This is a genomic window from Pseudofrankia inefficax (genome assembly GCF_000166135.1).
In the GTDB taxonomy this organism is placed as follows: Bacteria; Actinomycetota; Actinomycetes; order Frankiales; family Frankiaceae; genus Pseudofrankia; species Pseudofrankia inefficax.
The window spans coordinates 5,560,193-5,581,543 of the sequence record NC_014666.1 but is presented as its reverse complement, the minus strand read 5'-3'; the positions used below and the strand labels follow the sequence as shown (position 1 = coordinate 5,581,543).

General features: G+C 75.1%; 12 protein-coding genes and 1 pseudogene. 6 read left to right on the top strand and 7 right to left on the bottom strand.

Annotated features, from left to right (window positions below; genetic code table 11):
• Positions 1 to 85 precede the first annotated feature (85 nt).
• From FRAEUI1C_RS22540 to FRAEUI1C_RS22510, 7 genes are all read right to left on the bottom strand, one after another.
• Positions 86 to 2,530 carry an NHL domain-containing protein gene (locus FRAEUI1C_RS22540; protein WP_013425656.1) on the bottom strand — a complete coding sequence of 815 codons (2,445 nt, stop codon included), beginning with the start codon at positions 2,528 to 2,530 and terminating at the stop codon, positions 86 to 88.
• Positions 2,531 to 2,651: 121 nt separating this feature from the next.
• Entirely contained in the window at positions 2,652 to 4,448 is a 1,797-nt protein-coding gene (locus FRAEUI1C_RS22535) for an ABC transporter ATP-binding protein (protein WP_013425655.1), read from the bottom strand.
• A complete protein-coding gene (locus FRAEUI1C_RS22530; RefSeq protein WP_013425654.1) occupies positions 4,445 to 6,178 on the bottom strand; it encodes an ABC transporter ATP-binding protein in 1,734 nt (577 codons plus the stop codon). Before FRAEUI1C_RS22530 ends, FRAEUI1C_RS22535 begins: the two co-directional genes overlap by 4 nt.
• Positions 6,175 to 7,035: an ABC transporter ATP-binding protein gene (locus FRAEUI1C_RS22525; protein WP_013425653.1), complete on the bottom strand. Its 861-nt coding sequence runs from the start codon at positions 7,033 to 7,035 to the stop codon at positions 6,175 to 6,177. The genes FRAEUI1C_RS22530 and FRAEUI1C_RS22525 overlap by 4 nt, the downstream gene beginning before the upstream one ends.
• Positions 7,036 to 7,074: 39 nt before the next feature.
• Positions 7,075 to 8,157, bottom strand: coding sequence for a FecCD family ABC transporter permease (locus tag FRAEUI1C_RS22520; RefSeq protein WP_013425652.1), 1,083 nt, complete (start codon positions 8,155 to 8,157; stop codon positions 7,075 to 7,077).
• Positions 8,154 to 9,209, bottom strand: coding sequence for a FecCD family ABC transporter permease (locus FRAEUI1C_RS22515; RefSeq protein ID WP_013425651.1), 1,056 nt, complete (start codon positions 9,207 to 9,209; stop codon positions 8,154 to 8,156). Before FRAEUI1C_RS22515 ends, FRAEUI1C_RS22520 begins: the two co-directional genes overlap by 4 nt.
• A 4-nt stretch (positions 9,210 to 9,213) precedes the next feature.
• Complete coding sequence (locus FRAEUI1C_RS22510) at positions 9,214 to 10,515, bottom strand: lysine N(6)-hydroxylase/L-ornithine N(5)-oxygenase family protein (protein WP_013425650.1); 1,302 nt, start codon at positions 10,513 to 10,515, stop codon at positions 9,214 to 9,216.
• 265 nt (positions 10,516 to 10,780) lie between these two features.
• Between FRAEUI1C_RS22510 and FRAEUI1C_RS22505 the strand changes: the two genes are divergently transcribed.
• The 6 genes and pseudogenes from FRAEUI1C_RS22505 (at position 10,781) to FRAEUI1C_RS22485 (ending at position 21,305) form a co-directional block, all read left to right on the top strand.
• Entirely contained in the window at positions 10,781 to 12,526 is a 1,746-nt protein-coding gene (locus FRAEUI1C_RS22505; protein ID WP_013425649.1) for an ABC transporter ATP-binding protein, read from the top strand.
• Positions 12,459 to 13,352: pseudogene (locus FRAEUI1C_RS42210) on the top strand (ABC transporter transmembrane domain-containing protein); the annotation flags it as partial. The gene FRAEUI1C_RS22505 and the pseudogene FRAEUI1C_RS42210, both read left to right, overlap by 68 nt.
• Positions 13,353 to 13,418: 66 nt before the next feature.
• Positions 13,419 to 14,225, top strand: coding sequence for an ATP-binding cassette domain-containing protein (locus FRAEUI1C_RS42205; RefSeq protein ID WP_438270032.1), 807 nt, complete (start codon positions 13,419 to 13,421; stop codon positions 14,223 to 14,225).
• A 140-nt stretch (positions 14,226 to 14,365) separates the two neighbouring features.
• Positions 14,366 to 14,623, top strand: a complete 258-nt coding sequence (locus FRAEUI1C_RS22495) for an MbtH family protein (protein WP_013425647.1) — start codon at positions 14,366 to 14,368, stop codon at positions 14,621 to 14,623.
• On the top strand, positions 14,620 to 19,641 hold the full coding sequence (locus tag FRAEUI1C_RS22490; RefSeq protein WP_013425646.1) for a salicylate synthase: 5,022 nt from the start codon (positions 14,620 to 14,622) through the stop codon (positions 19,639 to 19,641). Before FRAEUI1C_RS22495 ends, FRAEUI1C_RS22490 begins: the two co-directional genes overlap by 4 nt.
• Positions 19,638 to 21,305, top strand: a complete 1,668-nt coding sequence (locus FRAEUI1C_RS22485) for a (2,3-dihydroxybenzoyl)adenylate synthase (RefSeq protein WP_013425645.1) — start codon at positions 19,638 to 19,640, stop codon at positions 21,303 to 21,305. Before FRAEUI1C_RS22490 ends, FRAEUI1C_RS22485 begins: the two co-directional genes overlap by 4 nt.
• The last annotated feature ends 46 nt before the right edge of the window (positions 21,306 to 21,351 follow it).

Genomic DNA, 21,351 nt, shown 5'->3' with positions numbered 1-21,351 from the left:
GCCCTTTCGCTCGGCTTCGGCTGTGTCGATCCGACTGTCGATCTCGCTCGGCGCGGGCGGTCTGAATGCCCCGGACCCGTAGGCGTCATCCAGACAGATCGATCCGGACGATCCGGTTCTGCGCCCGGCTGGCGACGAAGAGGTGGCCCGCGTTGTCCACCGCGACCGGCCCGTCCGGGCGCAGCGCGGTGGCGGAGGTGTCCGTGCTCTTGGACCCGGGCGGCGCGGTGCCGGCGACCGTCGTGATGATCCCGGCTGTGTCGATCCTGCGGACGCGGTTGTTGCCGGAGTCCGTGATGTAGACGTTGCCGGCCGCGTCCACCGTGACCCCGCGCGGGTCTCGCAGCGTCGCCGCGGTCGCCTTCCCGCCGTCGCCCGAGTAGCCGGCGACGCCGGTGCCGGCGATCGTCTCGATCACCCCGTCGAGACCGATCCGGCGAATCTTGTGGTTGTAGGAGTCGGCGATGTAGATCCGCCCCTGGCGGTCGAGGGCGACGTTGAACGGCTTGCTGATCATGGCCTGGGTGGCCGGCTTGCCGTCACCCCACGACCCGTAGCCGAACCGGCCCGCGACCGTGGTGATGATCCCGTCGACGCCGACCCGGCGGACGATGTCGTTGCCGTTGTCCGCGATGAACAGGTCGCCGGCGCTGTCGATGGCGATGCCGCTCGGGTACCACAGGGCGGCGTTCGTCGCCGGGCCGCCGTCGTCCGCCGGGTTCCACGGGCGCTCGCCCGAGCCGGCGATCGTCTGGATGATCCCGTCGGGGCTGACCTGGCGGACCCGCATGTTGAACGTGTCGACGATGTAGAGGGTCCCGCCGGGGCCGATCGCGACGGCCACCGGCTTGTTCAGCATGGCGGCGGTCGCGGGGCCGCCGTCGCCGGAGAACCCGGGCTGGCCGTTGCCCGCGACGGTGGTGATCGTGCCGTCCGGGCTGATCCGGCGGACCCGGTTGTTGTCGAAGTCGGCGAAGTAGAGGTTGCCGAAGCCGTCCATCGCCGGCCCGTACGGATGGTCGAGCTGAGCCTGGGCGGCGGGGCCGCCGTCGCCGGCGAACCCGGCCTGCCCGGTCCCCGCGATGGCGACGACGGGGAACGAGGGCGGGGTGGGCGTCGGCAGCGGCCCGGAGTCGGCCGCGGGGTGGACCGTCGGGGGAGCGGTGGGGCCGGCTGGCGCGAGCGTGGCCTGGGCCTGGACGGGCGTCTTCGTCTCCTTGCCGCCGAGGGTCCGCGGCAGGACGACCGCCGCCGCGACGGCGAGGACGACCACGACCACCACGATCGGCACGACCGTCCGCCGGCGCGGGGACCGTCTGGTCCGAGTCGGCGGTCCCTGGACCGCGCTCGGTGGTTCGCTCGTCCGGGTCGTGCCCGGTGTGATCAGGGCGGTCGCGGCGGCGTCGCCGGGCTGGCCGGCCGCGGCGTCGCTGACGGCCGCCGTCTCGGGCGCCACTTCGGGCCACAGAAAGCGAGTCCGGTCCGCCGCCGCGGTGCCGTCCGGGCCCAGGGCCGTAATGGCCGCTGCCGGCTGGGCCGCGGCGGCCTGGTCGACCTCGGGCTGCCCCGGGAGGGGCGTGAGCGTGGCGTCGGGCGGCCGCCTGAACGTCGCGTCGGGGTCGACCTCTCCGCCAGGCGTCGCCGGCTGGACGGCGAGCGCGCGCAGCGCGGCGGAGACGTGTAGCGGCATCCCGGCCGTCTCGAGCCACCCCGGCCCGTAGCCGCGGCCGGCGGCCTCGGCCAGGCTGATCGCGAACTCGGCGGCCGACTGCGGACGGTCGGCCGGCCGCTTGGCCAGCGTGCGGCGCAGCAGGTCGGCGACCGGCGCCGGGACGCCCGGCGGGGCCGGCGGGTCCACCTCGCAGTGATGGCGGAAGAGGTCCTGCGCCGCGCGGCCCGCGCCGAACAGCGGCGCTCCGGCGAGCAGCTCGTAGAGCGTGGCCGCCAGCGCGTAGAGGTCGGTCGGCGGTCCGAGCGCCTCGCCGGTGATCTGCTCGGGTGCCAGGTACTGAGGGGTGCCCACGATCCGGCCGGCGGTCAGGCCCGAGTCCTCGGCGAACGCGACGACGCCCAGGTCGGTGAGCTTGGGCTGCCCGTCGGCGGTGAACAGGATGTTCGCCGGCTTCAGGTCGCGGTGCAGGATGCCGACCGCGTGGGCGTGGGCCAGCCCGTCGGCGATCCCGAGGGCGACCGCGCAGGCGGCCTGCGGGCTGAGGTTCTGGCGCTCCAGGCTGCCGCCGGGCACCAGTTCGGTGACGACCAGCAGCAGCCGCTCGACGGCGATGACGGCGTAGGTCCGGCTCAGGTGCGGATGGTCGAGCCCCGTCAGCGGGTGCGCGCCGCTCGCTTCCGCCCGCAACGCGGGGGAGGGGCCGGCCGCGCCGAGGTCGATCACCTTCACCGCGACGTCGCGGTGCAGGTCATGCTGTCGCGCGGCGAGGACCAGGCCGAACGCGCCTGAGCCGAGTTCCCGGCCCAGCGCCTGGCCCGGCAACGCCGCGGCGATTCGGCCACGGTCGACGATCGGCACAGCCAAGCCTCCCGATCCGCTTGGTCGGCGCCATGCACCCCGTCGCGTGTTCTCGCCGGGCTCCGACCTCGTCCGAGCGCAAATGGTAGCCAAAAGGGAGCTATCCGACGCCTGTCGGGTGCTATCCGCTAACTGACAGACCCTCTTTTGGCGCGTCGGCTGGACCCGCTGGCGCGCCGGCTGGACCAGCGCCCTCGGCGCGCAGCCGCCAGCCGCGGGCGCGCTCGCGTTCCCGCCAGAACGCGGCGTACCTGCCGTCCTGGGCGAGCAGCTCGGCGTGCGGTCCGCACTCGACCACCCGGCCGCCGTCGAGGACGGCGATCTGGTCGGCCCGAGTGATCGTGTCCAGCCGGTGCGCGATGACCAGGATGGTGCGCCGGACGGCGAGCTCCGCCAGGGCGGCGTGCACGGCGGCCTCGTTCTCGGCGTCGAGCGAGGCGGTCGCCTCGTCGAGGAGCACGATCGGGGCGTCCTTGCACAGCGCCCTGGCGATCGCGACGCGCTGGCGCTCACCACCCGACAGCAGCCGGCCGCCCTCGCCGACCCGGCTGGCCCAGCCGTCCGGGAGCCGGGCGACGATCGAGTCCACCCGCGCCCGCCGGGCCGCGTCGCGGACCTGCTCCGGGGTGGCGTCCGGGTTGCCGAACCGGATGTTGTCCTCGATGCTCGCGTCGAGCAGGTACACGTCCTGGAAGACGAGCGCGACGTGGTCGAGCAGGTCGCCGCTGGTCAGCTCCCGGACGTCGACGCCGCCGACCCGGACCGAGCCGGCGGTGACGTCGTAGAACCGGGCGATCAGCTTGGTGACGGTGGTCTTGCCCGCCCCGGAGGCACCGACGAGGGCGGTCGTGCGGCCGGCCGGGATCGTCAGCGTCAGCCCGGTCAGCACGTCGGGGCCGCCGGGGTAGCCGAAACGGGCGTCGGTGATCTCGATCCCGCTGTGGGCGATCACCCCGCCGGTCGCGGGTTCGGGGAGCGGCTCGACCGCCAGCAGCTCGGCGATCCGCTGGGCCGAGGCCTGGCAGGACCGCAGCCCGGAGCCGAGGTCGACGAGCGTGTCGAGCGGGCGCAGCAGGCTGATGCCGAGCACGACGAGCGCGACCATCCGGCCCGGGCCGAGCTGGTGGTGCGTGGCCAGGGCCAGCCCGGTGACCAGCAGGGCGGTGAAGGTCAGGTGGATGCCGAGCTGGCCGAGGTACTGGCCGGGCAGCGCGCCCAGGACGTCGCGCCGGGTCGCCCGGTACTGCCCGGCCAGCGCCTCGTCCAGGTCCGCCCGGCCGGCGGCGGTGTGGCCGGCGGCCCGCAGCGTCGGCTGGGCCCCGGCGAACTCGACCAGCCGGGCGCCGGCCTCGGTGGTCGCCGCGTGCTGCGCGGCCTCGAGGCGCTCGGTGACGCGGCGCCCGACCGTGAGCGCGACGAGCACCACCGGGACGGCGAGCAGCGCCGCGAGCCCGATCCGCCAGTCGTAGCCGAGCAGGAACACCCCGAGCGTGACTGGGGTCAGGACCGCGCCGATCAGCGCCTGCGCGAGGAACACGGTGGTCGCGACCCGGGTCACGTCGCCGATGACCAGCTGCGGGACCTCGCCGGCCCGCGGCCCGTCGAACCAGCCCAGCGGGAGCGTCAGCAGCCGGTCGCCCAGGCGGGCGTACAGAGCGCGGCGCCAGGCGGACGAGCACCGCAGCGCCCGCGAGCCGAGGTAGTAGTGCGCGAACCAGCCCGCGACCGCCGCGGCGGTCAGCGGCAGGAGCCAGCGTCCGGCGGTGGCGGTGTGGCCGGCGAACAGCGCGGTCAGCAGCGGGACGAGCACCCCGAAGGCGACGCCCTCGCTGACGGCGTAGCCGGCCGACGCGGCCAGGTAGCGGCCGAGGGGCCGGCGCTGGTCGGCCGCCACCAGGGCACGCAGGTGACCCGTCACGACCGGTCTCCGTTCTGGGCCTGCCACAGCTGGGCGTAGCGCCCGCCGGCGGCGAGCAGGTCCTCGTGGCGGCCGCGTTCGACGATGCGCCCCTCGTCCAGGACGAGGATCTGGTCGGCCTCGGTGATCGTGTACAGGCGGTGCGCGATGACGAGCAGGGTCCGGCCGGCGGCCAGCTCGGCGAGCGCGTCCTGGACGGCGGCCTCCGAGTCGGGGTCGGCGAACGCGGCGGCCTCGTCGAGAAGCACGACCGGCGTCTCCGCCAGCAGCGTCCTGGCGATGGCGACCCGCTGTTCCTCCCCGCCGGACAGGTGGGCGTCCTCGCCGGCCACCGAGTCGTAGCCCCGGGGCAGGGCGCGGACCCGGTGGTCGATGCTGGCGGCGCGGGCCGCCGCGTGCACCGCGGCGTCGGTCGCGGCGGGGACGGCCAGCGCGATGTTGGCGCGGATCGAGCGGCGCAGCAGGACGACGTCCTGGAGCAGGAATCCGACGTGGCGGTACAGCTCGTCCCGGTCCAGGTCGCGCAGGTCGACCCCGCCGAGGCGGATCGTCCCGGAGGTGACGTCGGCGAAGCGGGCGACCAGCATGGCGAGCGTCGACTTCCCGGCGCCGGACGGCCCGACCAGCGCGGTCACGGTCCCCGGCCGCAGGGTCGCACTGACACCGCGCAGCACCTCGTGGCCGCCCGGATAGCTGAAGTGGACGTCGTCGAGCCGCACCGTGAGCGGCGTGCCCACCGCGGCGGCCCGCTCCGGCACGACGGCCGGCTGCGGGGGCTCGCGCAGCAACTCGGCGATCCGGTGGGCCGCGCTCCGGGCCCGCTGGTGCTGGTCGTGCGCGAGGTAGAGCGGGGTGAGCTGCTCGAACAGCCCGACCCCGAGCAACGCGAAGGCCACCAGGTCGACCGGGTCGGTCCACCCAGCGGCGACGAGCCCGACGCCGACGGCGGTGACCACGAACACCACGGTCGCCGGGGCCACGGTCGCCCGGGCCACCCCGCGGGGCCGGACGAAGATGAGCTGGGCCTGCTCGTCGGCGTCGGCGTGCTCGGCGGCGGCCGCGCGCAACCGGGCCGCGCCACGGCCGCCCGCGTAGGCCTTGACGACGCTGATGCCGCGCACGGTCTCCAGCACGGCGGCGGTCAGCTCGGCGCCGGCCGCGGCGATCCGGTCGACCTGCTCGCTGGCCCGGGCCGCGAGCCGCATCCGGATCGCCTGGGCCAGGCCGACCAGCGCGACCGTGACCAGCGCCAGCGGCCAGTCGACCCAGAGCAGGTAGCCGACGACGACCGCCGGGCCGGCGACCGCCTCGGCCAGGTCTCCCCTGGCGTGCGCGACGGCGTGGTGCAGCGTCGCGACGTCGTCCTGCACGGTGGAACGCACCCGGGCCGAGACGCCGCCGGCGAACCAGCTCAGGGGCAGCGCGCTGAGCTGGTCGGTCAGCCGGCGGCGCAGCAGGTAGGAGAGCTCGGCGTCGGCGAGGTGGGCCAGCAGGCTCGCCCCGGCGTACAGCGCGAACCGCGCCACCAGCAGGCCGACCGCCAGCCACGCCAGCGGCCACACCGGCCGCGCCGGCTCGGCCAGCAGCCGGCGGGCGATCTCGACCAGCACGACCACCGGGGTTACCGCGAGCACGGTGGCCAGGCCCTGCAGGACGGCCGCGACCGTGATCCGGGCCAGGACCGGCCGCTGCAACGCTGCCAGGTCGGCCCTGGCGGTGCCGGCGGTCATGAGGCGGTCTCGGCGGCGTCGCGGCGCGGCTCCGGCGCGGGGGGTGACACGGGCGCGGGCGATGGGCCGGTCGCGGTCCGGCGGGCGGCCGGGATGACCAGCGGCGTGCCCGACTCGGGATCGGTGATGACGCGGCAGCGCAGCCCGAAGACCCGCTCGACCAGGTCGGCCGTGACGATCTCGGACGGGTGGCCCTCGGCGACGATCCGCCCGTCTCGCATGGCGATCAGGTGCGTCGCGTAGCGGCAGGCCTGGTTGAGGTCGTGCAGGACGAGCACGAGCGTGTGCCCCCTGGACTGGTGCAGGTCGGCGCACAGGTCGAGGACGTCGACCTGGTGGGCGATGTCGAGGAAGGTCGTGGGCTCGTCCAGCAGCATGATCGGGGTCTGCTGGGCCAGCGCCATGGCGAGCCAGGCCCGCTGGCGCTGGCCGCCGGACAGCTCGTCGACGTAGGCGTCGGCCAGGTCGGTGATCCCGGTGGCGGCCATCGCGTCCACCACGGCCAGCTCGTCCGTCGCCGACCACTGCCGCAGCAGCCCCTGGTGCGGGTAGCGGCCCCGGCCGACCAGGTCGGCGACCGTGATGCCGTCCGGGGCGATCGGGCCCTGCGGCAGCAGGCCGAGGCGCCGGGCGATCTCCTTGGACGGCAGCGACCGGATGTGCTTGCCGTCCAGCAGGACCAGCCCGGCCCGCGGCGTCAGCATCCGGGCGAGCCCGCGCAGCAGGGTCGACTTGCCGCAGCCGTTGGCGCCGACGATGACCGTGAAGGACCGGTCCGGGATCGTGACGTCCAGGTCGTGCACGATGCTGCGCTGGTCGTAGCCCAGCTCCAGGCGCTCGGCGCGCAGCCGGCTCATGGCCTCTTGTCCTTCATCGTCTCCTTCATCCACAGGCCGTCAGCCACGTCCCTGGCGCCATTCCCGGCTGAGCAGCCAGGCGAGGTAGAGGCCGCCGACGACGCCGGTGGCGACGCCGACCGGGAGCTGGGTCGGCGCGAAGGCCCGTTGCGCCGCGAGATCGCTCGCCGTCAGCAGCAGGGCCCCGGTCAGCGCGGACGGGATGATGTTGGGCCCGGGCAGCCTCGTCAGCCGCCGGGTGACCTGCGGCGCGGCCAGCGCGACGAAGACGATCGGTCCCGCGCAGGCGGTGGCGGCGGCGCTCAGCCCGACCCCGACGACGACCGAGGCCGCCCTGGCCCGCTCAGCGTGGACGCCGAGGGCCCGGGCGGTGTCGTCGCCGAGCTCCAGCATCCGCAGGTCGCGGCCGAGCCAGCTCGCCAGCGGCAGCAGCACGGCGACCGCGAGGGCGACCGGGCGGACGTGCTCCCAGCCGCGGCCGTTGAGGCTGCCGGTCAGCCAGACGGCCGCGGACTGGGCGTCGTTGATGCTGGCCCTGGTCAGCAGGAAGTCGTTGACCGAGGAGAGCATGGCCGCGATGCCGATCCCGACCAGGATGAGCCGATAGCCCTGGACCCCGCGCTTCATCGCCAGCAGGTACACCAGCAGCGCCGTGGCCACGCCGCCGACGACGGCCCCGGCGGCGACCTGGGCCATCGTCCCGTGCAGCACCAGGATGACCAGCAGGGCCCCGGTCGCCGCGCCGGTGTCGAAGCCGATGATGTCCGGCGAGCCGAGCGGGTTGCGCGACAGGCTCTGGAACATCGCGCCGCCGACCCCGAGCGCCGCGCCGACCAGCACACCGGTCAGCAGCCGGGGCAGCCGCAGGGTGATCACGATGAAGCGGGTCGAGCCGTCGCCGCCGCCGAGCAGGGCGCGGACCACGTCGGGCAGCGGGATGTGGTAGTCGCCCGTGGTCAGCGCGACGCAGCCCACGGCGACGATGAGCGCGACCAGCGCGGCCCCGACCACGCAGGACCGGACCGGGACCAGCAGCGACACCCGCCCCCGCGGCGTGCCGAGCACCCGAGCCCGGCCAGGCGCGGCGCGACCAGGCGCGCGGACGTCGACGAGGGCGCTCACAGGGCGGCCAGTCGTCGGCGGCGGGCGAGCAGCACCAGCACTGGCGCGCCGACGAAGGCAGTCACGATGCCGGCCTCGATCTCGCCGGGACGGGCGACGACCCGGCCGACGATGTCGGCGGCCAGCAGCAGGATCGGCGCGAGGACCATCGAGTAGGGCAGCACCCAGCGCTGATCCGGGCCGGTGAGGGCGCGGGCCACGTGCGGGACGGTCAGCCCGACGAAGCCGATCGGGCCGGCCGCGGCGGTGGCGGCCCCGCACAGCAGGGTGGTGGCGCCGATCCCGAGAACCCTGGTCCGGCCGAGGTGGACGCCCAGCGCCCGGCCGGCCTCGTCGCCGAGCGCGATCGCGTTCAGCGGCCGGGCGAGCCCGAGCGCGAGCACGGCGCCGGCCAGCAGGAACGGCCCGGTCTGCCAGACGACCGCGAGGTTGCGCCCGGCCAGCCCGCCGACCGACCAGAACCGGTAGCCGTCGAACGTCACCGGGTTGGTCAGGGCGAGCCCCCAGACGAGCGCGATGAGCACCGCGCTGACGGCCGCGCCCGCGAGCGCCAGCCGGACCGGGGCGGCCGTCGAGCGGCCCCGCGCGCCCAGCAGGTAGACGGCGACCGCGGCGATGGCCGCGCCGGCCAGCGCGAACCAGACGTAAGCCGCCGGCGAGTGCAGGCCGAGGGCGCCGATGGCGACGACCACGGCCGCAGACGCGCCGGCGTTCACGCCGAGCAGGCCCGGGTCGGCGAGCGGGTTGCGGGTCAGCGCCTGCATCACGGCCCCGGCGAGCCCCAGCCCGGCGCCGACCGTGAGGCCGAGCAGCGTGCGGGGCACCCGCAGGGTCCGGATGATCACCCCGTCGCCCGAGCCGTCGTAGTGGAACAGCTCGTGGACGACGGTGCCGAGTGGGATGGGCTTCGCGCCGACGGCCAGGCTCGCCATCGTGACGAACGCGAGCACGGCGACCGCAGCGGCGAGGCCCGTGACCCGCGCTCCGGTCCGGCCGGCGCGCCGGACCGGCGCCGGCGGCGCGGCCGGCCGAGGCCGCTCGATGACGTTCACGCGGCTAGCTTCGGCAGGCCATCGAGCGCACCAGCTCGCCGGCCCGCACGGCGACGTTCGACAGCAGGGTCGAGGAGATGCCGTGGGAGTGCTCAGTCGCCCCGAGCACGTACAGGTCGGCCTGGACGTCGGGGGTCGTCGCCAGCCGGTAGTCGCGGTCCAGCGCCGGCTTCCCGGCCGCGTCGTCCAGGCAGTACCCGGACATGGCGCCGAGCAGGGCGCGCGGGTCCCGGGATTTGTACCCGGTGGCGAAGACGATGACGTCCGCCTCGACGGTCTCCCGTTTGCCGGTCGGCAGGAACTCGACGTCGACGGCGACGCCGGCCTCGATCGGGCGCAGCTCGGCGAGCCGGGACGCCCGCATGATCCGCAGCCGTTCCCGGCCCTGCACCTTCTCCTGGTAGACCCGGCGGTAGAGCTCGTCGATGAGGTCGATGTCGACCACCGAGTAGTTGGTCGACCGGTGGTAGCCGTTCAGCATGTCCTTCACCGCCGGCGGCGACGCGTAGAAGTCGTCCACGGCGGTCGGGTCGAAGATCTGGTTCGCGAACGCGCTGTTGTCGGCCGGGCTGTAGCCGTACCGGGAGAACAGCGCGACGACCTCGGCGCGCGGGTACCGGGTGTGCAGGAACTCGGTGACCTCGGCCGCGCTCTGGCCGGCGCCGACGACGACGAACCGGTCGCGCACCATCGAGGGCAGCCGCTCGACCCGGCCGAGCAGGTCGTGGTTGTGCCAGACCCGCTCGGACTGCTCGATGCCCGGCGGCAGCACCGGCTCCAGCCCGGCGGCGATGACGACGCCCCGGGCCCGGCGCACGACCGTCTCCCCGGTCTCGCCCCGCACGGCGACGACGTCGACCATCGTGACCTCGCCGTCGACCAGGACCGGCCGGATGTCGACGACGCGCGTGTCGTACTCGACGAGGCCGTCGACCCGGCGGGCGGCCCATTCCAGATAGTCGTGGAACTCGGCCCGCAGCGGGAACATCGTCTTGTGGTTGATGAAGTCGACCAGGCGGTTACGGTCGTGCAGGAATGACAGATAGCTGAAATCGCTGGCCGGATTGCGCAGGGTTACCAGGTCCTTCAGGTAGGACACCTGCATCGTGGCCCCGTCGAGGAGCATGCCCCGGTGCCAGCCGAACCGCGGCTGGCGCTCCAGAAACGAAATGCTCAGGGCCGCCTCCGGCGGAACCTGCGCGTTGTGCTCCGTCGCCGCTATGGCCAGTGCCAGATTCGATGGACCGAATCCAATTCCGACGATGTCCAGAATGCCGATGTCCGTGGACGCCGGACCTCTCACCACGCCAGAACCTCCGGTCCGTGGGCGCCGCCCTTTCCCGTCGGTAACGAGAAGCGTACGCAAGATCTACTAAGGGAAACCTTACCTATATTCGGGGCGCCCTCGCGGGGTGTCAAGCCCGTCTCGCCGGCTGCGACCGGCCCACCTCGACCGATCGACACGGGGCTGGCGGCTCCCAGGGAGGTAGGTTAACCTAGCTTTAGTCGCTAGACGGATAGTGACATAAGCGGTACGTGGCGTAATCGACATCCATCGGGACGGTGCTGGGTTGAACAGCTCGACGGGCAGCCGGCTGTTGAGAACGCAACTGCGCGGGCGGCGGGGGGACCTCACCCTCGGCGCCGCCGCCACCGTCGTCCAGCAGACCGCGATGCTCGCCCTCCCGTGGTGCATCCAGCGCGCCCTTGACCGCGGCGTCACCGCGCACTCGGTCCGCGGCACGCTGACCTGGGCGATCCCGACGGCGCTGGTCGCCGTGGTGTTCATGCTCGGCGGCGTCGGCGGGCTTCGTTGGTCGGGCCGGGCCGCGAACCGGGTCTCGCACGCGCTGCGGGCCGCGCTGGTCGAGCGGGTCGCCGCCTTCGACCGCGCCGCGCTGGCCCGCTACGGGCACGGCGACCTGGCCACCAGGGCCACCCGGGACGTCGACCTGATCCGGCTGTGGGTGCAGAGCCTCGCCATCTGGGTGCGGATCGTCGTCACGATCGTGCTGGTGCTGCCCGCCCTCGCCCTGCTGGAATGGCCGCTGCTGGTCGTCGGGGTGGCCACGATCCCGCTCGTCGCGCTGGCCAACGCCTACTTCCCCGACCGGTTCGACGCCGCGAACGAGAAGCTGTCCACCGCGTTCGCGGCCCGGGCCGACGCCGTCGAGGACCTGCTGTCGGCCAGTGCCGCGGTGCGCGGGCTCGGCGGTGAGGCGACCCTCGTGCGTCGCCACCACGAGCGCAGCGCCACCGTCACCGACCACACGATGACCGCCGCGCGGATCTCCGCGTCGTGGTCGGCCGTCCCGCCGGCCGTGCCCAGGCTGGCGATCGCGGCCGGCCTCGCGATCGGGGGCCTGGCCGTGTTGCACGGCGGCCTGACCGTCGGTGGCCTGGTCGCCTTCACCTCCTGGATGACCACGCTGACCCTGGCCGTCACGATCGCCGTCGACCTGCTCTCCCAGCGCGGCCAGGCGTTGGTCGCCGCCGGGCGCATCGCCGAGATCCTCGACACCCCCGGCACCGACGACGACCCCGCCGACGCGGAGAGCCCGCCGCTGGACGCGGCGTTGGTGGCCGCCGGGGTGACGGCCCGGCGCGACGGGCGCCTGGTGCTCGGCCCGGTCGACCTGAGCGTCGGTCCCGGCGAGTTCGTCGCCGTGACCGGCCCGACCGGCAGCGGCAAGACCACGCTGGCCCGGCTGCTGTGCCGGCTGGAGGACCCGGCGACCGGCTCGGTCAGCCTGGGCGGCGTCGATCTGCGGCGGGTCTCCCGGCTCGAGCTGGCCAACCGGGTCGGCCTGGTGCCGCAGCGGCCGCTGATCCTGGCCGGCACGGTCGCGGACAACCTGCGGGTCGGGCGCGAGCTCGGCCTGGACGAGCTGCGGGCGGCGTGCGCCGTCGCCGCCGTCGACGAGTTCGTGGACAGCCTGCCCGACGGCTACGACACCGAGCTCGGCGAGCGCGGGGCGAGCGTCTCCGGCGGCCAGGCGCAGCGGCTGGCCCTGGCCCGGGGCCTGGTCGGCCGCCCGGACGTGCTGATCCTGGACGACGTCACGGCGGCCGTCGACGCGGAGACCGAGGCCACGATCCTGGGGCGGCTGCGGGCCTGGGCACCCGGCACCGCGCTGCTGGTGATCTCGCACCGGCCGAGCGTGCTGGCGGCGGCCGACCGCGTGCTGCGGCTGGAACCGCCCGGCTTTCCCGCGGCTGTGGCCGGGCCGGCCCCACGGTCCGCGCTCGATGAGCACACGACGGACGAACAGACGACGGCTGAGCAGATCGTCCGGGTGGGTGGCGGCAATGGCTGAGATCCGGGTACTGGCCGAGGACCCGTCGACCGCGCGGGTGTTCCGGCGCTTCTGGCCCTACCTGCGGCCACACCGCGCGATCTTCGCCGCGGCGCTGCTGGCGAACGTGGCCAGCTCGGCGGCGGTGGTCGGGATCGCGCCCGCGATCGGCCTCGGGGTCGACGCGGTCACGGATGGCGACGAGCGCCGGCTGTGGTGGGCGGTCGCGCTGATGGCCGGGCTCGTGCTGGCCCGGATGGTGCTGCTGCGCTCGTCGGAGGTGCTGCTCTCGGCGGCGGGGGAGCGGACGATCCGCGGGCTGCGCGACCTCGTCGTGGACCGGCTCGGCCGCGCGCCGCTGCGGTTCATCGAGGCGCACCGCACCGGCGACCTGCTGCGCCGGTCGACCGGTGAGATCTCCGACCTGACCCTCTTCCTGCGGGACCAGCTGCCCAACCTGCTCGGCTTCGGCCTGACCGTGGCCCTCACGACGGCGTTGCTGCTGGTGTACTCGTTGCTGCTCGCGCTGTTGCTGCTCGCGCTGTTCATGCCGGTCGCGATCCTGGTCGTGGCCTGGTTCACTCGTGGCGCGCCGCGGGCGTTCGGACGGCAGGCCGCCGCGGACGCCACGATGACCGCGACCTTCACCGAGACGCTCAACGCGCACGAGGCGCTGGTCGCGCCGGGCCGGCCGCAGGAGTGGGTCCGCCGCTTCCGGGTCGACAACGACGAGCTGCTGCGCGCGGCCGACCGGACGATCGCCGTCCAGAGCCGGCTGGAGCTGTTCGGGATGATCGAGGGCCTGGCCACCGCCGCGCTGCTGCTGCTGAGCGTCTGGCTGGTGCGGGCCGGTCAGGTCAGCGTCGGCACGGTCGTCGTGTTCGTGGTCGCGACCCGCAACCTGTTCGAGAGCATGCTGACGCTCTCCGGCCTGGCCGGCCAGGCGCAGCTCGCCCGGACGGGGCTGGCCCGGCTGACGGACCTGCTCGACGCGCTGGCCCCGGCCGGCCGTGCCCCAGCCGAGCCGCCGGCGGGAACCGAGCTGCTCGCGGGGACCGAGCTGCCGGCCAGGGGGGACCTGGTCGCCGACGGGCTGAGCTTCGGCTACGCCGAGGGCGCCGACGTGCTGCGCGACGTCTCGGTGACCTTCCCGTCCGGCGACCGGGCCGGCCTGGTCGGCGTCACCGGGTCGGGCAAGACCACCCTCGCGAAGCTGCTCACCGGGCTCTACGAGCCGGACGTGGGGACGGTGCGCTACGGCGGCGTCGACCTGCGCGTGGCCGACCCGGACCAGGTCCGGGCCCGCATCGTGCTCATCCCGCAGCAGGTGCACATCATCACCGGCACGCTGGCCGAGAACCTGGCCCTCGCGCCGGGGGAGCCGGACCGGGCGGCCATGGAACGGGCGGTCGAGCTGCTTGGCCTGGGCGACTGGACGGCCCGGCTCGGCGGCCTGGACGCGGACGTCGGCATGCGCGGCTCCCGGCTGTCCGCCGGCGAGCGGCAGATCGTCGGGCTGCTGCGGGCCGGGCTCGTCGACCCGCCGGTGCTGCTGCTCGACGAGGCGACAGCCGACCTGGATCCTGACGCCGCTCGGCGACTGGAAACGGCGGTGGAAAGGCTGCGGCCGGGCCGAACTCTGGTCGTCATCGCGCATCGGCCCACCACGATCGAACGCCTGCCGCGGATCGTCCGGGTCGAAAGCGGCCGCCTGAACTGACCCCCACCCCCCTGCGTCGAAAAGGGACAAGCCCGACGACGCATTGGGGGTAGACAACCATGTGCATTTTAGGTAAACCTTACCTACCTAAAGTGAAGCGGACCTAAGTAGATGGCTGAGATCCAAGGAGACGGCACCTCATGTCGACCAACCCGTTCGACGACGAAATGGGCAGCTTCTACGTCCTGGTCAACGCCGAGGGCCAACACTCGCTGTGGCCGACGTTCGCGCCGGTCCCGACCGGCTGGACAACGGCGCACGGCGCCGCGAGCCGGTCGGACTGCCTGGAGTACGTCGAGGCCCACTGGACGGACCTGCGGCCGGCCAGCCTGATCGCCCGGATGGCGCTCGCCACGGAGGGCACCCGCGACGGTGCCGACTCCGGCGCGTCGCGATGACGGCCCCGGTGGTCTACCGCGAACGGACGGTGCCGCTCGGCGGCGATCCGCTCGCGGTGGCGGCGTCCTTCGCCCGCCGCGCCGCCGGGCCGGTCTCCGTGTACGAGCGGGACGGCGAGTGGCTCTGCGGGTCGGGCGCGCTGGCCGAGATCGTCCTGCACTGGGACGAGATCCGCTACCGGGTGGGGGAACGCTGGCGGGTCGAGCCGGTCGACGACGAGCCGCTGCGGGTCCTCGCCAGGGTGCTGGCCGACGTCCCGGTCGCCGACTGGCGGGCCTGCGGCTGGGCCGGCTTCGAGCTGGGCCCGCGGACCCTCGGCCTGACCGGCCCGGTCGGCCCCGACCCGCTCGTCCATCTGGTCATCCCGGCCCGCGAGGCGCGGCTGTCGGCGACCGGCGCGCTGCTGCGCGCGGTCGACCCGGCCGACCTGGACGTCCTGGCCGAGCTGGTCGGCGGCCCGGCCGCCCCCGAGCGGGCCGAGCCCCAGCCGCTGGCCGACCTGGAGTACGACGCCGACGGGTACCGGCGGATCGTCGCCCGCGCCGTCGAGGACATCCACGCCGGCCGGCTGCGCAAGGTGATCCTCTCCCGGGTCGTCCCCGTCGACGGCGAGATCGACCTGGTCGCGAGCTTCGAGCGCGGCCGGCGCGGCAACACGCCGGCCCGCTCGTTCCTGCTCGACCTGGACGGCCTGCGCGCGATCGGCTTCAGCCCGGAGATGGTCGTCGAGGTGGACACCGCCGGCCAGGTCTCCACCCAGCCGCTCGCCGGCACCGCGGCGCTCGAGGCCACCGGCAGCGGTACCGATACAGACAGAGCGGCCGGCGACCGCGGGCGGCGCGAGGCGCTGCTGCGCGACCCGAAGGAGATCTACGAGCACGCGGTCTCGGTGCAGGCGGCCCAGGAGGAGCTGCGGCCGCTGTGCGCGCCGGGCACCCTGGTCGTGGACGAGTTCATGAACGTGCTGGAGCGGGGCAGCGTCCAGCATCTGGCCTCGCGGGTCAGCGGCCGGCTCATTCCCGGGCGGGACGCCTGGGACGCCCTGGCCGCCGTCTTCCCGTCGATCACCGCGACGGGCGTGCCGAAGGACCTCGCCTGCGCGGCGATCCGGCGCTACGAGTCGCGGCCGCGAGGCCTCTACAGCGGCGCCGTGATCAGCGCCACCGCCGACGGCGCGCTGGACGCCGCCCTCGTCCTGCGGACCGTCTTCCAGCGAGACGGCCAGACCTGGCTGCGGGCCGGCGCCGGCATCGTCGGCGCGTCCCGCCCCGAACGGGAGCTGGAGGAGACGCGGGAGAAGCTGCGCAGCGTCAGCCGTTTCCTCGTCCCGGCCCAGCCCGTTCCGGCCGGGGTGGCCGGCACTGGCGACGAGCTGGAGGCGCTGCGGCGCACCGTCGCCGAGCTGATCGAGGAGGACCCGGCCTCGCTCGGCGACGACGACAACCTGTTCGAGCGCGGGCTGGAGTCGATCGCGCTGATCCGGGCGATCGGCCAGTGGCGCCGGGCCGGCCTCGAGGTGAACTTCGCCGAGCTGGCCGAGACCCCGACCCTGGACGGCTGGTTCAAGCTGCTGTCCGCCCGGCGCCCCGCCGCCGCGCCCGAGGCCGTGGCCGGGCCGGCCGGCGTCGACCCGGTGAGCGCCGGGCCGGCCGAGACCGCGGCGGGCCCGGACGACGCCGGCGAGTTCCCGCTGGCCGTCATGCAGCACGCCTACTGGATCGGGCGCGGCGCCGGGCAGTCCTACGGCGGCGTCGCCGCCCACCTGTACAGCGAGTTCGACGGCGACGGGGTCGACCCGGCCCGGCTGGCCGCTGCGGTCGAGCGGCTGATCCAGCGGCACGAGGCGCTGCGGACCCGGATCACCGACCTCGGCGGCCAGGTCGTCGAGCAGGTAGCCGGCTGGCGTGGCCTGGCCGTGCACGACCTGCGCGACCTGGACGACGAGGCCGCCGAGCAGCGGCTGGCCGCCGTCCGCGACCGGCTGTCCCACCAGCTGCTCGACATCGAGCGCGGCGAGGTGTTCGCCACCGAGCTGAGCCTGCGCCCGGACGGGACGACCCGCCTGCACCTCGACGTCGACATGGTCGCCGCCGACGCGGGCAGCTACCGCGTCCTGCTGGCCGACCTGGCCGACCTGTACGGCCGCCCGGACACGGTCGCCCCCGCACCGGCCTACAGCTACCGCCGGTACCGCGCCGAGCGCGCGGCCGCCCGCCTCGGCCAGCGGGGGACCGCCCGCGGCGAGGCTGCGGCCCGGGCCCGGCGGGCCTGGTTCGACCGGCTGCCCGGACTACCCGGCCCGCCCCAGCTCGCGCTCGCCCCTGCCACTGACAATCCTGCTGGCGGCGACGGCCCGGCCGCGGCGCCGCGGGTGTCCCGGCGCCACTTCCGGTTGCCGCCGTCGGCCCGCGCGGCCCTCGACCGGGCCGCGCACCGGCACGGCGTCACGCCGGCGATGGCCGTCGCGACCGCGTTCGCCGAGGTCCTCGGCGGCTGGAGCGCCCAGCCCCGGTTCCTCCTCAACGTCCCGCTGTTCGACCGCGAGCAGTTGCACCCCGACGTCAACCGGATCGTCGGCGACTTCACCAGCTCGGTGCTGCTGGAGATCGACCTGACCGACCGGGTGCCCTTCGTGGACCGCGCCCGCCGGGTCCAGACCCGGCTGCACGCTGACGCCGCCCACGCCGACTACTCCGGCGTCGAGGTGCTGCGCGACCTCGGCCGCCACCACGGCGAGCCGGCCCTCGCCCCGGTCGTGTTCACCAGCGCGCTCGGGCTCGGCGAGCTGTTCGACGCCCCGGTGCGCCGGGAGTTCGGCCGGCCGGTGTGGATCATCTCGCAGGGCCCGCAGGTCCTGCTGGACGCCCAGGTCACCGAGCTCGACGGCGGGCTGCTGGTCAACTGGGACATTCGCGAGGGCACGTTCGCGCCCGGCGTCGTCGACGCGATGTTCGCCGCGTTCGAGCGACTCGTGCGCGGCCTGGCCGAGCCGGGCCCGGACACCACCGGCCTCCCGGACACGACGGTCTGGGAACAGCCCGTCGACGGGCTGCTCGACCCCTCGGTACGGGACGTGCGCCGCCGGGTCGGCGCGGTGGCCGGCCCGGCATCCACCCGGCTGCTGCACGAGGGGTTCTTCGCGGCGGCGGCGCAGCGCCCGGACGCCCCGGCCCTGCGCTGGGACGAGGCGGGCACCGGACCGCGGCGGCGGTCGCTGTCCTACGGCGAGCTGGCCGCGCGGGCCACGGCCGTGGCCGGGACGCTCGCCGCCCGTGGCGTCCGGCCGGGCGACCTGGTCGGCGTCAGCCTGCCGAAGGGGCCGGGCCAGGTCGTCGCCGTGCTCGGGGTGCTCGCGGCCGGCGCGGCCTACGTGCCGATCGGCGTCGACCAGCCGGCCGCGCGGATCGAACGGATCGTCGCGACCGCGGGCTTCCGCACGGTCGTCACCGATCGGCCGGGCTCCGACTGGCCGGCCGGCGTGACCCCGCTGAGCCTCGACGACGCCCTGGCAGGCGCACCTACCGAGCCGGTGGCCGGGCTCGTCCTGCGGGCGGCCGACGATCCGGCGCGTCTGGACGAACCGGCCTACGTCCTGTTCACCTCGGGGTCGACCGGGCAGCCCAAGGGCGTCGAGGTCGGGCACCGGGCCGCGATGAACACGCTCGACGACCTGGTCGAACGGCTCGGGATCGGCCCGGGGGACCGGACGCTGGGCGTCTCCGCGCTCGACTTCGACCTGTCGGTGTTCGACCTGTTCGCTCCGCTGTCCGCCGGCGGCGCGGTGGTCCTCGTGGACGAGGAGTCCCGGCGGGAGGCGGCCCGGTGGGCCGACCTGATCGCCGGCCACGGCGTCACGATCCTCAACTGCGTGCCGGCCGTGCTGGATCTGGTCCTCGCCACCGGCGCGCCGCTGGGCACGAGTCTGCGCGCGGTGCTGCTCGGCGGGGACAAGGTCGGTGTCGACCTGCCGGCCCGGCTCGCGAAGGCCGTGCCCGGCTGCCGGTTCCTCGCGCTCGGCGGCACGACCGAGACCGCCATCCACTCGACGATCTGCGAGGTCGTCGGCGGCGCGGCGCGCCCGGAATGGCGCTCGGTCCCGTACGGCACCCCGCTGCGCAACGTGCGGCTGCGGGTCGTCGACGCGCTGGGCCGGGACTGCCCCGACCACGTGGCCGGTGAGCTGTGGATCGGCGGCGCCGGGGTCGCCCGGGGCTACCGGGCCGACCCCGAGCGGACGGCCGACCGGTTCGTCACCCACGGCGGCGAGCGCTGGTACCGGACCGGCGACCTGGCCCGCTACCTGCCGGACGGGACCGTCGAGTTCCTCGGCCGCCGCGACCACCAGGTCAAGATCAGGGGCTTCCGGGTCGAGCTCGGCGAGGTCGAGGCCGCCTTGGCGGCGCTGCCCGGTATCCGGGCCGGCGTGGCAGCGCTGACCGCCGGCGCGGACGGCCGCCCGGCCACGCTCGGCGCGGTCGTCGCGGCCCCGCCACAGGAGGACGCGGCGGCGATCAGGGCCGCGTTGCGGTCGGTGCTGCCGCCGCACATGGTCCCCGACCGGGTGGTCGTCGTGGCCGAGCTGCCGCTCAGCGCCAACGGCAAGATCGACCGCAAGGCCGTCGGCGCTCTGCTGGCCCGGGAGCTGGACGCACCCCGCCCGGCCTCGCGGCCGCCGGCCTCCGACCTGGAGCGGGTGATCCTCGCGGTCTGGCGGGAGGTGCTGGGCGTCGGCGAGTGCGGGGTCCTCGACGAGTTCTTCGCCCTCGGCGGCGACTCGGTCCTGGCCACCGCCGTCGTCGCGCGGCTGCGCGAGGAGCTCGACACCGACGAGGTCACGGTCCGGACGCTGTTCGCGGCTCCAACGGTGGCCGGGCTCGCCGAGCGGCTGCGCGCGGCCGAGACGACGCCGGGCCGGCTCGACCGCGTCGCCTCGATCGCCTTGGAGATCGCGTTGCTGTCCGACGAGGAGATCGAGGCCCGGCTGCTCGACGGCGTGGACGCCGGGACGGACCGGTGAGCGCGCCGCTGGTCACCGAGACCGCTGCCGGCTCGACCGCGGCGGCGGGCTGGGTTCCCTGGCCGGACGAGGCCGCCGACCGCTACGTGGCGGAGGGCTACTGGCGGGGCGGTTCGCTCGGCGAGCGGCTGCGCGGCTGGGCCGAGCGGTACGCCACCGCCACCGCCCTCGTCGCCGGTCCGGTCCGGCTCTCCTACGCGGATCTCGACCGGGCGGCGGACGACCTGGCGGCCGGGCTCGCCGGGACCGGCCTCACCGTCGGTGACCGCGTCGTGGTCCACCTGCCCAACCGGGCCGAGTTCGTCACGCTGCTGTTCGCGCTCTGCCGGCTGGGCGCGATCCCGGTGCTCACCCTGCCCGCGCACCGCCGGGTCGAGATCGAGCACCTGACCCGGCTGTCCGGCGCGGTGGCCTACGCGATCCCGGATACGCACGAGGGCTTCGACCATCGGGTGTTGGCCCAGGAGATCGTCACCGCGGTCCCGTCCGTCCGCCAGGTGCTGGTGGCCGGGGCTCCGGGCCCGTTCACCAGCCTGGAGGCGCTGGCCGCGGCGGGAGCGGCCGCCCGGGCCGACGGCACGGCGCGGCCGGTGCCGGCGGCGCCAGACCCGGCCGGCGTCGCGGTGCTGCTCATCTCGGGCGGCACCACCGGCAAGCCCAAGCTGATCCCGCGCACCCACTGGGACTACGGCTACAACGCCGAGGCCAGCGCCCGGCTGTGCGGGCTGACCGCCGCGGACACCTACCTGGTCGCGCTGCCAGCCGCGCACAACTTCCCGTTGGCCTGCCCGGGGATCCTGGGGGCGCTCGGCGTCGGCGCGACCGTGGTCCTGGCTGCCTCGCCGAGCCCGGAGACCGCCTTCGGCCTGATCGGCGGCGAACGGGTGACGGTGACGGCCCTGGTGCCGGCGCTCGCCCGGATCTGGGTCGACGCCGCCGAGTGGGAGCGGCCCGACACGTCGAGCCTGCGCCTGCTGCAGGTCGGCGGCGCCCGGCTCGACGCCGAGCTGGCCCGGCGCATCCCGCGGGCGTTGGGCGCCCAGGTCCAGCAGGTCTTCGGCATGGCCGAGGGGCTGCTGAACTACACCCGCCTCGACGAGGACGACGAGCTGGCCTTCACCACCCAGGGACGGCCGCTCGCCGCCGCCGACGAGATCCGGGTCGTCGGCCCCGACGGCGCCGACGTGCCGGCCGGGGCCGTCGGCGAGCTGTGGGCCCGCGGCCCCTACACGATCCGCGGCTACTACCGGGCCGCCGAGCACAACGCCACGGCCTTCTCCCCGGACGGCTTCTACCGCAGCGGCGACCTCGTCCGGCTCACCCCGAGCGGCAACCTGGTCGTCGAGGGGCGCATCAAGGACGTCGTCAACCGCGGCGGCGAGAACGTCTCCGCGACAGAGCTCGAGGAGCACCTGCTCGCGCACCCGTCGATCGCCCAGGCCGCCGTCATCGCCGCGCCCGACGAGCAGGTCGGCGAGAGCGTCCGCGCGGTGATCGTCCCGGTCCCCGGGGCGGCGCCGACCCTCAAGGCGGTCAAGGCCTTTCTGCGCGAGCGGGGGCTCGCCCGCTTCATGCTCCCCGACCTGCTGACGGTGCTCGACGCGCTGCCGCTCACCCCCGTCGGAAAGATCGACAAGCGGGAGCTGCGGCGCCGCCTCGGCTAGCGCCGGCCACCGCCCTCACACCAGGCCTGTTTCGCGCCTCGCGCGC